The organism is Cupriavidus sp. LA-1 (genome assembly GCF_055385985.1).
On sequence record NZ_AP031388.1, the window covers coordinates 1,470,923 to 1,483,887 of the forward strand.

General features: G+C 69.1%; 9 protein-coding genes. 5 read left to right on the forward strand and 4 right to left on the reverse strand.

The annotated features are described in order from the left end of the window. Window positions 1–284: 284 nt before the first annotated feature. A complete protein-coding gene (locus ACZ5MJ_RS25915; RefSeq protein WP_464223770.1) occupies window positions 285–1,010 on the forward strand; it encodes a polysaccharide deacetylase family protein in 726 nt (241 codons plus the stop codon). On the opposite strand, the gene ACZ5MJ_RS25920 is transcribed toward ACZ5MJ_RS25915, so the two are convergent. Next, window positions 1,007–2,119: a glycosyltransferase family 4 protein gene (locus ACZ5MJ_RS25920; RefSeq protein ID WP_464223772.1), complete on the reverse strand. Its 1,113-nt coding sequence runs from the start codon at window positions 2,117–2,119 to the stop codon at window positions 1,007–1,009. The genes ACZ5MJ_RS25915 and ACZ5MJ_RS25920 overlap by 4 nt on opposite strands. A gap of 198 nt (window positions 2,120–2,317) precedes the next feature. Between ACZ5MJ_RS25920 and ACZ5MJ_RS25925 the strand changes: the two genes are divergently transcribed. The 4 genes from ACZ5MJ_RS25925 to ACZ5MJ_RS25940 all read left to right on the forward strand — a co-directional run bounded on the left by ACZ5MJ_RS25925 (window position 2,318) and on the right by ACZ5MJ_RS25940 (window position 6,961). Continuing rightward, on the forward strand, window positions 2,318–2,872 hold the full coding sequence (locus tag ACZ5MJ_RS25925; RefSeq protein WP_464223773.1) for an LbetaH domain-containing protein: 555 nt from the start codon (window positions 2,318–2,320) through the stop codon (window positions 2,870–2,872). A gap of 250 nt (window positions 2,873–3,122) precedes the next feature. Beyond that, entirely contained in the window at window positions 3,123–4,208 is a 1,086-nt protein-coding gene (locus ACZ5MJ_RS25930) for a polysaccharide biosynthesis/export family protein (RefSeq protein ID WP_464226612.1), read from the forward strand. A 3-nt stretch (window positions 4,209–4,211) separates the two neighbouring features. After that, on the forward strand, window positions 4,212–4,715 hold the full coding sequence (locus ACZ5MJ_RS25935) for a low molecular weight protein-tyrosine-phosphatase (protein WP_464223774.1): 504 nt from the start codon (window positions 4,212–4,214) through the stop codon (window positions 4,713–4,715). Continuing rightward, the gene (locus tag ACZ5MJ_RS25940) at window positions 4,712–6,961 is read left to right on the forward strand and encodes a polysaccharide biosynthesis tyrosine autokinase (RefSeq protein ID WP_464223775.1); all 2,250 of its coding nucleotides are present in this window, start codon (window positions 4,712–4,714) and stop codon (window positions 6,959–6,961) included. The genes ACZ5MJ_RS25935 and ACZ5MJ_RS25940 overlap by 4 nt, the downstream gene beginning before the upstream one ends. 138 nt (window positions 6,962–7,099) lie before the next feature. On the opposite strand, the gene ACZ5MJ_RS25945 is transcribed toward ACZ5MJ_RS25940, so the two are convergent. The 3 genes from ACZ5MJ_RS25945 to ACZ5MJ_RS25955 all read right to left on the reverse strand — a co-directional run bounded on the left by ACZ5MJ_RS25945 (window position 7,100) and on the right by ACZ5MJ_RS25955 (window position 12,864). After that, window positions 7,100–8,530, reverse strand: a complete 1,431-nt coding sequence (locus ACZ5MJ_RS25945; protein ID WP_464223776.1) for an aldehyde dehydrogenase family protein — start codon at window positions 8,528–8,530, stop codon at window positions 7,100–7,102. Between the two features lie 61 nt (window positions 8,531–8,591). Next, on the reverse strand, window positions 8,592–10,439 hold the full coding sequence (locus tag ACZ5MJ_RS25950; RefSeq protein ID WP_464223778.1) for a serine aminopeptidase domain-containing protein: 1,848 nt from the start codon (window positions 10,437–10,439) through the stop codon (window positions 8,592–8,594). A gap of 79 nt (window positions 10,440–10,518) precedes the next feature. Further along, the gene (locus tag ACZ5MJ_RS25955; RefSeq protein WP_464226614.1) at window positions 10,519–12,864 is read right to left on the reverse strand and encodes a polysaccharide biosynthesis tyrosine autokinase; all 2,346 of its coding nucleotides are present in this window, start codon (window positions 12,862–12,864) and stop codon (window positions 10,519–10,521) included. Window positions 12,865–12,965: the final 101 nt, after the last annotated feature.

Sequence of the window (12,965 nt, forward strand, 5' to 3'; positions counted from 1 at the left end):
CAGGGCGATCTCCGGAATCCGCGTCTTATGCCCGCTTTGTGCCTTGCACCAACGTCCCCGTGCCAGTCATCGGGAACAGGTGCCAATGGCAAGTGGGACCACAAGTCCACGTGCCCGAAGCATGAGCCGGGCGGCCCGCAGGCTCTGTTCGCTGCCACACACCCGCACCGTCCGGCGTTGCCGCGGCAAGGCTATGTGAACCAGCGCACCGAGTGCCACCATGCACTGCACCAGAATGGCTTCCATCTGGCGGTCGCCTGCCCGCGGCCTTTCGTGCTCTCGCCATGTCGATTCCAATCCTGACGTATCACCAGATTGACGCCCCGCCGCCACGCCGCTCGCCCGGGCGAGGGCTGTGGGTGCCGCCGGCGCGCTTTCGCCGCCAGATGCGGCTGATGCACCGGCTGGGCTATCGCGGCCTTTGCATGCGCGACCTGATGCCATACCTGCGCGGCGAGCGCAGCGGCAAGGTATTCGGCATCACCTTCGATGACGGCTTCCGCAATGTGTACGAGTACGCGATGCCCGCACTGGATGCGCTCGGCTTCACCGCGACCAACTACTTCGTCTCCCGGCAGATGTCCGGCAGCAATGTCTGGGACCGGGGACTGGGCATACGGCCCGCGGCGCTGATGAGCGTGGCGGAGATGCGGCAGTGGCATCAGGCCGGCCATGAAGTCGGCTCGCACACGCTTGACCATGTGGACCTGCGCCGCATGGCGCCGGCCGAGGCGCGCCGGCAGATCGCACACTCCAAGGAAGAGCTCGAGCAGCTGCTCGGCGTGCCGGTGACGGCATTCTGCTACCCATATGGCAGCCAGGATGCCTCGCATCGGCTGATGGTCCGGGACGCCGGCTACGCCAACGCCACCATCACAGCGCGCGGCCTGGCCCGCGCCAGCGACGACCCGTTCGGACTGCCCCGCATCAGCGTGTTCTGCGGCACCGGCATGCTGGGCTTCCTGCGCAAATGCCTGACCGCGCATGAAGACCGCTGGCGTGAAGCCTAGCGGCCGGCCCCCGGGCCTTGCTTCTCCGTGCCGAGCGGCACGTTTTCCCAGGGCCCGCGCGGAGGCTGCGTGAACCGCGCAATGGCCTCGGCGTAGCGGCGCGCGACGGCCTTGCGCTCATGCTCGCGCAGGAACAGCCGCGTACCGGGTTCGGTGCGCCGTGACTGGCCCGCCAGCACCGCTTCCATCGCCCCATGCAGCGGCCCGATCTCCGGCTCGACGATCCAGCCGAAGCCGCCGACAGCTTCGGGCAGGCCGCCGCGCCGGCTCACGATCACCTCGCAGCCGGCGGCCAGGCCTTCCAGTGCCACGATGCCGAAGGACTCGTAGCCCAGCGACGGCGCTACCAGGCACTGATGCCGCCCCAGCATCGCCGCCACGGCCGCGGGCGGCTGGCTGCCGGCAAAGTGCACCGCCTCGGCACACCCCAGCCCGGCCGCAAGGCGGGACAGCGCGTCGCGCTCCGGCCCGTCGCCGACGATGGTCAGGCGCGCCTGCGGCCGCGTTGCGTGCAGCCGGGCAAAGCTGCGCACCAGCAGGTCCACGCCCTTTTCCGTCACCAGGCGCCCGACAAAGATAAAGCTCCCCGCGGGCCGCGCGGCGGCTGGCACCGAGCCCGCAAACAGCTCATCGCGATAGCCGTTGTGGATCACCAGCGGCTTGCCCGGCAACCACCCGGCCAGGTACTGGCTCACGCAGATGCCATCGTAGAAGCGCGTCAGCCAGCGCTTGATGGCGCCGGCATAAGCCCGGCGCGTGTCGCCATAGACGGTGTAGGGGCCGTGATGCGTCAGCACGATGCGCCGGCGCAGCGCGGTCGCCAGCATCACATCGTAGAAGGTCAGGCCGACAAACAGCACGCGCCGGTGGCGCAACATCGCGCGGGCCAACTGGAGCCTGCCGCCGATGCGGGTCACGGCGAACGGGAACGCGTTGGTATCGCCGGGCGCGGCCGGCGTACGCGTGGCCACCTCGACCTGGTAGCCAAGTTCTGTCAGCCCGGTTGCAAGTTCCTCGGCAAAGCGCTCCATGCCGCCGACCGCGGGATGGAATGGGGCGCTGTAGATCAGGACGCCTGGTGTGCCGCGTGGAAGCAATGGTTGCATCATCTGGTCATGGTTCCGGCGCGCACGCGTTGGCAGCAGGCCTGCGCAAGCGGGTGTGCATGCAGCATGCGCCGGGGCCGCGTGCATTTCCGTGCGCTGGCGCACGCGCCAGGCCGCCCCCGTTTTGTGGCGCGGCGCACTGATGCGCGGGCCGCTTCGGGCGAGCATGGCCGCAATGCAAGCCGTCCGGGGTCGCCCCATATGATCATCCAGCAAACCCACCGCACGTCCGGTCCGTCCTTTACGCTGTCGAACCGGGTGCGCCGGCAGCTATGGAACTGGGTGTGGCTGTGGCTGTTCCGGCCCAGCCTGCGCCCGATGCACGCCTGGCGCGCGGCGCTGCTGCGGCTGTTTGGCGCCAGGCTGGGCCGCGATGCCCGCGTCTACCCGGCCGCCAGGGTATGGGCGCCATGGAACCTCGTGATGGGCGACCACACAGCCGTCGCGGATGGCGTAACGCTCTACAACATCAGTCCGATCACGCTTGGCGACTACGCCATCGTCTCGCAGGGCTCGCACCTGTGCACCGGGTCCCATGACTACAACAGCGAGACCTTCCAGCTGATCGCATCGCCGATCACGCTGGAGCGCCATGTCTGGGTGTGCGCCGAAGCGTTCATCTCGCCCGGCGTGACACTGCCTGAGGGCGCCGTGATCGCGCCACGCTCGGTGGTTACCAAGCCACTGCGCGAGGCGTGGACCGTGTACGGCGGCACCCCTGCGCGGCCCATCGGCCGACGCCGGCCGCAGGCCTGAGCCGTGCGCGCCGCTCCCCCCGGGCAGTGCGCGGCACACCACCCGGGTCGCTTGCGAGAGTGTGCGAGAGCGCACCGATCCGAAGCCCCACGCAGCCATAGGCTGGGAGCATCGGGGGCATGCCGTGCCCGAAACGGACCCAGCCCCAATGTGCAGGAGGAACGTCGTGGAAACCAGTCAATGCCGCACTGCTTGCCTCACCCGCGCCAACCATCATGTCTGGTCCCGCTCGCTGCCGGGCCTGTGCGCCATGCTTGGCGCCGCCCTGCTGCTGGGGGGCTGCGCCGCTCCGGGGATGTACTTCAACCCCAGCGCGAACGTGAACGCGGTCGGGCCGGATGCGAAGCCTGACATCACGCCCATCACCATGGACCTGGTGCGCGAGATGCGCGCCAAATCCAAGCCCACCAATGACCACGTCGAGGAACTCTTTGGCAAGGCGAAACCCTACGTGATCGGCCCCGGCGACATCATATCGGTGGTGGTCTGGGACCACCCCGAGCTGGTGTTCCCGACGCAGACCTACAGCATCGGCGCGGCCTTCGAGATCCCGACGTCGACTGGCGGATCGAACATGCCGGGCTATGTCGTCAGTCCCAACGGCGATATCCAGTTCCCCTATGCCGGCGTGATGAAGGTCTCGGGCAAGACCGCCAATCAGGTACGCGACGAAATGGCGCGCGTGCTCTCGCGCGTGGTGCGCAACCCGCAGATGACAGTGCGCGTGCTGGGCTTTCGCAGCCAGCGCGTCTATGTCGACGGCGAGGTGAGGACCCCCGGCATGCTGGCCATCGACGACGCGGCCATGACGCTGGTCGAAGCGCTGAACCGCGCCGGCGGCGTGCTCAACACCACTGGCGACAACAGCCGCATTCGCGTCACGCGCGGCGACCGCAGCTGGTACGTGAATATCCCCGCGATGCTGGCCAAGGGCGTCGACCCGGCGCGCATCCTGCTGCGCTCCGGCGACATCGTGCGGGTCGAGCAGCGCGAGGACAGCAAGATCTTCGTCACCGGCGAAGTGGTCAAGCCGAGCTCGCTGCTGATGCGCAACGGGCGCATGACGCTGAACGAGGCCCTCGGCGATGCCGGCGGCGTGAACCCCACTTCGGCCAACGCCGAACAGATCTACGTGATCCGCAGGATGGCCAACGATGCGCCCAAGGTGTACCACCTCGACGGCACTTCGCCGGTTGCGCTGGCGATTGCCGAAGGCTTCGAGCTCGAACCGAAGGACGTGGTGTACGTGGACGCGCGCGAAGTGGTGCGCTGGAGCCGTGTCATGAGCCTGCTGGTGCAGCCGGTGGTTGGCATTGGCGGCCTGGCCAAGCCCTGAGCCATGCTGCAGCCGCTGACCCTGGAACCAACCGACGCCGCGATGATCCGCTCGATCCTGGTGGTCTGCCTTGGCAATCGGTGTCGCAGCCCGATGGCCGCCGACCTGCTGCGCCAGGCCTTGCCCGCATGCAGCGTCACCTCGGCCGGGCTGGCGCCGCCGGTCGGCGCGGGTGCCGACCCGCGCGTGATCCGGCTGCTGGCGAAGGAAGGGCTGGACCTCGCAGCGCACCGCACGCGTGAGCTGGATGCCGGCATGGTGGCCGGCGCCGACCTGGTCCTGGTGATGGACCACGAGCAGCGCGAATGGCTGGAGGCGCAGTTCCCGGCTGCGCGCGGCAAGACTCACCGGTTGTGCGAAGCCGAGCAGGCGGACATCCCGGACCCCTATGGCTGCTCGCAGGCCATGTTCGTGATCGTGCTGGGCCTGATCCGGCAGGGCGTCCAGTCGTGGGCGGCAAGGATTCAATCCGAGGCACAGGCAACCCGTTACGGGGAGGCAACATGAGCAACATCAAGCATCTGCGTGACTACGAGGAACAGACACCGGAAGCAGACGAGCCAGCGGTGGACCTGACTGCGTATGTCGACGTGCTGGTCCGCTATCGCTGGACCTTTCTCCTGGTCGCCGCGGCGGTCATGGCGGCCGGCCTGCTCTTTGCCTTCTTGTCCAAGCCGGTGTTCCGCGCCGACATCCTGGTGCAGGTCGAGGAGCAGAACAATGCCGGTGGCGGCGGCAACAACAAGCAAGGCGCCGCCGTCTCGCCCGTGTACGACGTCAAGCCGGCCCCTTCGGCGGAGATCGAGCTGCTGCGCTCGCGCATGGTGGTGGGCAAGGCCGTGGATGCCCTGCACCTCGACGTCGCGGCGTCGCCGCGCTATTTCCCCGTCGTGGGCGCGGCACTGGCCAGCTTCAACCGTGAGCTGTCGCAGCCCGGCCTGTTTGGCAAGGGCGGCTATGCGTGGGGCAGCGAAGCGATCGCCGTATCGCGCCTTGACGTGCCGCCGGCAATGGAGCGCCGCCTGATCACCGTCACGGCGCTGGGCAACCGCAAGTTCCGGCTGGCGTTCGCCAGCGACGACACCATCGCGGAGGGAACCGTCGGCATGCCGCTGACGGTGGCCACCGCCAGCGGCAATGTCACCATCACGGTGAGCGAGCTCGAAGGGCGCCCGGGCGCGATCTTCGACGTCACGCGCCTGCCGCGCGCCGTCGCCATCTCGGACCTGCAGAGCCAGCTCGTCATCACGGAGCGCGGCAAGCAAAGCGGCGTCATCGGGGTGTCGCTTGAAGGCGTCTCGGCCGACAAGACGGCGGCTGTCCTGAACGAAATCGGCTACGCGTATGTCGAGCAGAACCAGGCGCGCAAGGGGGCGGAAGCCGAGAAGTCGCTGACCTTCCTGGAAGCACAGCTGCCGCAACTCAAGCAACAGGTGGAAACCGCCGAGACGCGCTACAACACCATGCGCAACCAGCGCGGCACCATCGACCTGAGCGAGGAATCCAAGCTGATCCTGTCGCAGTCCGTGGCGACGCAGGCCAAGCTGCAGGAACTGCACCAGAAGCGCCAGGAGCTGATTACGCGCTTCACCCCGAACCATCCCGCGATCGAGATCATGGACAAGCAGATTGCCGACCTGAACGCGCAGCTCGGCGCCGTCGGCACCAAGATCCAGCGCTTGCCGGATGTCGAGCAGAACGTGTTGCGGCTGATGCGCGACGTAAAGGTCAGCACCGAGATGTACCAGTCGCTGCTGAACGACGTGCAGCAGCTCAAGCTGGTGCGTGCCAGCAAGGTGGGCACGGCGCGCCTGGTGGACCCGGCCGAGGTGCCGATCCGCCCGGCCAAGCCGAACCGCAAGCTGATCGCCGCAGCCTCCGTGATTCTGGGCCTGCTGGCCGGGGTTGCCGTGGTGGTGCTGCGACGCCTGCTGGACGGCGGCGTGGCCGATGCGGATGAGATCGAGCGCGAAACCGGCATGACGGTATACGCAACGGTGCCCTACAGCGCCCAGCAGGAACGCCTGCGCAGCGGACCGGATGCCGACAAGCTGCTGGCACGGCGCATGCCGGACGACCCCGCCGTGGAAAGCCTGCGCAGCTTCCGCACGGCGCTGCAGTTTGCCATGCTCAACAGCGACAGGAACAACGTGGTGGTGATTACCGGCGCGGCACCGGAAGTCGGCAAGTCTTTCATCTCGGCCAACTTCGCCACCGTGCTGGCCACCGCCGGGCGCCGCGTGGTGCTGGTCGATGCCGACCTGCGGCGCGGCGGCCTCAACCACCACTTCGGCAAGCCGCGGGTGCCGGGCCTGACCGAGCTGCTGACCGGCACGCCTCTGGACCAGGTGCTGCAACGCGACGTGGTACCGGGACTGGACTTCATCGCGACCGGCTCGGAGCCGCCGCTGGCTGCCGACCTGCTGCAGACCCGTGGCATGGATACGCTGCTGGCAACGCTCAGGAACCGCTACGACGTGGTGCTGCTCGACACGCCGCCGGTGCTGGCCACCTCCGACGCCGGCGTGCTGGCAACCAAGGCGGCCGCGGTGTTCCTGGTGGCCCGTGCGGACGCGAGCACCGCATCGGAACTCAAGGCCACGCGGCGCGCGATCGTGCAGGCCGGCAGCGATATCAAGGGCGTGATCTTCAACGGCCTGAAGGTGGAGGGGCGCTGGTACCGTGCCCACTATCACTTCGGCAAGTACCGCTACATGAACCAGTATGGAGGCGCGCACGCCAAGCGGGCCTAGCGCGGGAGCAAAAGCCTGAAGAGCGAAAGGCCGGCAGATGCCGGCTTTTTGCTGTCCCTGGCCGGGTGTCAGGCCAGAGCGGGAAACCTGGCGCGCCGGCGCGCGCTCATGCAGCGCTGCCGGCGCAGCCCGGCGCCGTCAGGCAGCCGGCCGCTTCAGCTGCAGCGACTTGTACTCCAGGTATTCCTCGAGGCCGTATTTGCCCAGTTCGCGCCCGTTGCCGGACTGCTTGTAGCCACCGTACGGTGCCTGCATGTTGAACGGGCCGCCGTTGATATCGACCTGGCCCGTGCGGATGCGGCGCGCCACGCGGATCGCGCGTGCCTCGTCACCCGACCAGACCCCGCCGGCCAGACCGTAGATGCTGTCATTGGCGATACGCACCGCGTCTTCCTCGGTGTCGTAGCAGATGATGGACAGCACCGGTCCGAAGATCTCTTCCTGTGCCACGGTCGCGCCCGGCTCGACGTTACCCAGCACGGTCGGCCTGACGAAGAAGCCCTGGTCCAGCCCTTCCGGGGTCTCGGGGCCGCCGGCCACCAGTTCGGCGCCTTCAGCCAGGCCACGGCGGATATAGCTGGTCACGCGGTCCCTCTGCACCGCCGAGACCAACGGTCCCAGGCTGATGTCCTGCAGCGGGTCGCCGACGGTAAAGCCCTCGACCACCTTCAGCGCGATCGCCTTGACTTCGTCATAACGGGCGCGCGGCACCAACATGCGGCTGTGCGCCGAGCAGATCTGGCCGGAATTCAGGAAGCAGGCATCGAGGGTGCCCTTCACCGCCGCCGGCAGGTCGGCATCGTCCAGGATCACCGAGGCCGACTTGCCGCCCAGCTCCAGCGCCACGCGCTTGACGGTCTGCGCGGCCAGTTCCGACACGCGCTTGCCGGCGCGGGTCGAACCGGTGAACGACACCATATCGACTTCAGGATGGCTGGCCAGCACCTCGCCCACCACCGGGCCATAGCCGGTCACCAGGTTGAACACCCCCGGCGGCAGGCCGGCGGCCTCGATCACCTCGGCCAGCACGAAGGCATTGAGCGGCGCCACCTCGGAGGGCTTGAGCACCACGGTGCAGCCCGCAGCGAGCGCCGGCGCCACCTTCAGCGTGATCTGGTTGAGCGGGAGGTTCCACGGCGTGATGGCGCCCACCACGCCCACGGGTTCGCGCACCACCAGCGAGTTGCCGACTTCTTCCTCGAAGGGGAAATCCTCGAGCAGCCGGGCGACCAGGCGCCAGTTGTAGACCGGGGTAGCCACCTGAAGCGGGCGCGCCAGCCTGATCGGCATGCCGACCTCGCCGACGATCAGCTGGGCCAGTTCTTCGATGCGCGCCTTCAGCCCTTTGGCAATCCTGGCGATATAGCCGGCCCGCACTGCCGGCGGCGTTGCCGACCAGCTGTCGAAGGCCGCGCGCGCCGCCTGGATGGCATCCTCGGCGTCGCGCGCCGAGCCTTCCGGCACCGTCCCCATGACCGCTTCGGTAGCGGAGTCGATGACGTCGATCTTGCCATTGCCGTGGGGAGCAACCCACTGGCCGTTAATGAAGAGCTGGTCTCGTCGATGCATGGCCATGGTTCTCGGTTTGGTGAATTGGCACTGTCCACGCCGGGTTCTGCGCGCGCGGGGGTCAGGACACGCCGGGGGACATGGAGTTGCGCTCAGGCGCGAGTTCCTGCGCATGCGCCGGCTCAGCCCGTGCCGCATCCATGCCGGCAAGCTGCTGCTCGACGTGCTGCACCACATGGTCGCAGAAGGCCTGCCGGGCGCCGCTCAGGAACAGGGCGTGGTCCATGCATGCATGCCGGTGCACGGCAATATGCGCAAGACACGCCAGCGCTTCCAGGTCCTTGCCGAAGCGCAGCCTGGCCTCCGCCAGCCCGATGTCCGCGGCCCCGTAGACAAGGTCCGTACGAACACCCCGGCCGTCCAGGTCGCGCATCGCGGCGCGCGCGTAAGCGGTGATCGATGCCAGGTCTTCGCCGCCGCGCAGGCGGCTCAGCCGGAGGGCGATACGCTCGGTGGCGCGGCGGTACGCCTTGCGCGCGATGGCGCCCGCAAGCCGTCCGACCTGTGCATCGCCTTGCAGCAGCCGTTGCCAGTTCCTGGTATGGCGTGCGGCGGCCAGCCAGCCGCGCCACGACCGGTTGCCGTGGCCCACGACCACTTTGTCGGTCCGGTCCCAGCGGAACATCACCAGGTTGGCCAGCACCAGGCCGTTGACGCCGCGGTTGGCCAGCGCGGCCTGCAGGCTGAGGAAGGCACCCGAGCACACGCCGGCCAGCACGATACGGCCGAAGCCGCGCGCGCGCATCCAGTCGACGGCCGCGCTGACATCGGCCCGCGGAGCGGGCGAATAGATGGCCTGGATGTTCATGCTGCGCTCCGCGTGCGGGCTGTCGCCCAGCGCCGCCACATCGAGCCGCAGCGAGGCCACGCCCTGCCTGGCCAGCCGGCGCGCCAGCGTGACATACATGCGCCCGTCGCCGACATGATGATTGCCGCCCGTATTCGGGAAGATCACCGCGAGCTGGGCCGGCGTCGCATCCCGCGGCAGGCACAGGATGCCGAACTGCCGCCGGGCGTCGAGCCAGACCGCCTCCTCGACGACGCCATCCACGGCCGCGCGCAGGGCCGCGGCCCCGATGGTGCCGCGAAGGTGGCGCCCGGCCGCCGGCGCCGCAGCTGGCTCAGGCGTCAGCCAGGCAATCACCTGCTGCCATGCCTGCGCCGGCACCGAAGCGTTTTCCGCCGACTGCATCATCGCGGGGTATTCAGGGAACGCCGCCTGTTTGACCTGCGCGCCGCCGTCGGCGTATTGCCGCGCGAGCGCGGCGCCCGCCGAGGTGGTGCCGGGCCAGGCATCGAGCAGCAGCACGCGCGGCGCGGGGCACGGCATGATGCGGTCCAGCCGCAGCGCCTCGAGCTCGCGCACGGTGTCAGCCATGCAGCGAAACGCCAGCACGTCGAGCGCGCCGGGCGGGGGCGGATGGGGGGTTTCGGCGGGGCCGACGCTGTTCAGCCAGTTCACATGCAGCGCGCGCAATTCGCGCAGGTAGGCGCGGCCGTTGACCACGGGGGCCAGCAGCACCAGCCCGGCCACGCCACCCTGCCATGTCGGGTGCGCGTGCATCGCCGCGGCGGCCTGCACCGCCAGGCTCGCGCCCAGCCGCAGGCCGCACAGCACGATCCGGTCGACCCCGGCCTGCTCGCGCAGCTGCGCTGCCGCGGCCACGATGCTGGATACGGCGCGCCCGACGAAGTGGGCCTCGTCGCAGGCGCCCGCGGAATCGCCGGTACAGGGGTAGTCAAAGCGCAGCGCCGGCACACCCGCCGCCGCGAGATCGTCGGCCAGGTATCGCCACGCCCGGTGCGACCACATGGCTTCATGGCCCAGCGGCGCGCACAGCACCACCCCGGTCTTTCCCTGTGCCTCGTGCAGCCAGCCGGCACAGCCTTCGAACATAAGTCGCCTCATGTCGCCTCCCTGGCGAGCGGATGGTCGACTGACCCAGATACTTACGCAGAAACTGGTACGCTCCACCGGGAGCGGTCAGTTATTCGTTGTTGTCATCCATATGCAGCGCCTGCCCGATCCGGTGCGATGGCGGCACCGTCACCGGCATCCCGAGGTAAGGATTGACGCTGTTGAACTCTGCACGGTTGCTGCGCTTGGCGATCACGCAGTTAAGGACGCCACCCAGCATGCGGGCATCGGCCCGCTGCAAGCGCTTGAGGGTTTCGTCGACCTGCCCGGGCAGGGTGGTGTCGGCCCGCAGCACCACCAGGGTCGAGCCGGCAAGGTTGGCCACCAGGGTGGCATCCGCCACCGCCAGCACCGGCGGTGTATCGACCAGCACCAGGTCGAAGCGGGTGCCGCACAGGCGCAGGGTTTCGGCCATGCCCGGGCGCATCAGCAATTCCGAAGGATTCGGCGGCGGCAGGCCCGCCGGCAGGATCGACAGGCCGTTGATGACCGTGGGCCGGACCGCGGCCGACAGCGCCACGCGCCCGGTCAGCACCTCAGCCAGCCCGGATTCGGCGGGCTGGTCGAACCAGTTGGCCACGCGCCCGCGGCGCAGGTCGGCGTCGATCAGCAGCACGCGCTGGCCGGCCTCGGCGAACAGCACCGCCAGGTTGACCGACGCAAAGGTCTTGCCCGCGCCGGGCGCCGGGCTGGTCACGGCAACGACACGGTCCGGGGCCTCGCGCAGGGCGAAATGCACCGCCGCGCGGATGTTGCGCAGTCCCTCCACCGCCAGCGAATGCGGCGCGTTGCGCGCCAGCAGGAACTGGTCGTGCAGCCCAAGGCGCAGCAGCCGGTCGGCGCTGTCATCCTCCAGCGCGGCGACGTCGATCACCGCGCTGGAAGGCCGCGGCCGCTCGAGGCGGGCCGTGGGCGGCGCGGCGTAGCCGGCGGCCACGCCGAGCAGGGCCTTGGCCGACACCATGCGCTCCAGCACCGCCTGTTCCCGGCTGAAGGCAATGTCGCCCAGCATGGTGATGCCGAGCCTGGCCTCGGCGTCGTTGGCCGTTGCCACCGTGGGACGCACGCGCTGGCGCAGCGTCAGCACGCCCACCGCCAGCAGCATTCCCAGCACGCCACCGCCCGCGGCCGGCGGCCAGGGCCCCATGCCGATCGGCACCATGGGCGTGAGCGCGTTGTCGACAATGCGGATCTGGCCGGTGCGGTCGAGCTGCGCCAGCGACAGCTGCTCGACCTTGTTGCGCAGGGTCATGTACATGTCTTCGGCGACCTTGACATCGCGCGTCAGCGCCACCGATTCACGCTCCGACGCCGACAGGTTCTGCATGCGCGCGTCCATCTCCTGGCGCTCGCGCATCAGTTGCTGGATCTGGCTGTCGACCGTGCGCACCTCGTTGGCTTCGGTGGTAAAGCGCTGCAGCAGCTTGGTACGCTCCAGGCGCAGCAAGGCAATCTGGCGCTGGTATTCCATGCTGCCGTTCAGGTAGGACTGCACGTCCTGGCTGGGCGCCAGCGACCCCGAGCGCGAGCGGTAGCGCGTGAGCGCGCTCTCCGCGCGTTCGAGTTCGGCCTTGACGCGCGGCAGCTCGCCCGACAGGAACGCGAGTGTCGCGGCCGCGTCGTCCTGGCGTTGCTCGGCCTGGCCCTTGATATAGGAATCGGCAATGCCGTTGACCAGCGCCGCCGCGGTGGCGCCGTCGCTGTTCTGCCAGCTGATGCGCAGCGTGGTGGCATCGCTGGATTCGCTGTCGACGTGCAGCTCGCGCGTCACGGCATCGACCATCAGCGTGAGATCGCGGCGCGTCACCAGGAAGCGGGTGCCCGGACGGGCTTCGATCCCCGTTACCAGCACCGAGATGCCGCCGGCCTCGGCGACCTGGCCGACCCGGCCCTCGACCTGCGCGTTCGGCCCAAGCAGCCGGAAGCCGTCGTCGGGCAGGACCTCCAGTGTCAGGGGCACGTTGAGCAGGCGCTCGGGCACGTGCAGGCGCTCCACCGCAAGGCGCTCGCCGCCCCAGGCGTAGCCCAGTTCCGCCGGCCACGGCCCGCGCAGCTTGCCGGGTTCGGAGAAATGGTTGACCAGGCTGCCCAGCAGCGGCGCGCGCAACGGGTGCGCCTCGATATCCAGATGCAGGCGCTCGACCACCGGGCCGACCACCGCGCGGCTCTTCAGCATGCCAAGGTCAAGCTGCGGCGCGGCCTGCCTGGCCCCGGCGCCGCTGTCCCGGCTTTGCACCTGCACCAGTGCCTTGGCGCGGTAGAGATCGGGCGTCGACAGCGATGCCAGCCCGGCAAGGGCCGCGCCGGCCAGTCCTGCCGCGACAATCCAGCCCGCATGGTCCAGCAAGACGCGCGCATTCGCGCCGCTGCGCGGCGACACCTGGTCGGGAACCGGCATGGCACCGGCAAATGACATTCTGCTCACGACATATCTCCCCGCCACATGCTGCCCTTGCTGCCCCTGCTGTTCATGCAGCAAGCGGTGCGTGCCTGCCACCCCTGCCGACGGGTGGCGCC